The sequence below is a fragment of the Sulfoacidibacillus ferrooxidans genome (assembly GCF_022606465.1).
In the GTDB taxonomy this organism is placed as follows: domain Bacteria; phylum Bacillota; class Bacilli; order Alicyclobacillales; family SLC66; genus Sulfoacidibacillus; species Sulfoacidibacillus ferrooxidans.
This window is the reverse complement of the sequence record NZ_JALBUF010000125.1, coordinates 1-277: the sequence shown is the minus strand read 5'-3', so window position 1 is coordinate 277 and position 277 is coordinate 1. Positions and strand designations below refer to the sequence as shown.

General features: G+C 49.1%; 1 protein-coding gene. It reads right to left on the bottom strand.

Translation table 11 applies throughout. The features are described from left to right. On the bottom strand, nucleotides 1-113 hold a 113-nt coding region (locus tag MM817_RS16670), incomplete at its 3' end, for an IS110 family transposase (protein WP_241717196.1). Between the last annotated feature and the right edge of the window lie 164 nt (nucleotides 114-277).

Below are 277 nucleotides of genomic sequence, written 5' to 3'. Positions count from 1 at the left end.
CCACCAGCCTGAGAATTTGTGAAACGTAGCGTCTTGCCTTGAATCTGCCCAGTTGAGTCGATGATACAGGCTTCATGATTGCGTTTAGCAATGTCAATACCAACAAAATACACAGCACGTACACCTCCAAGTCGGTCGGATCCGCACAACCTTGCGATCTACAACCTAGTTTGAGATTCGAAGACAGGGGATAAACCCTCCAACATCCAGCTCATTCGTAAACGCTCGCAAGGCGGGGACTACACTCTCAAGATCGAGAACCAATGGTCCCAAGGAG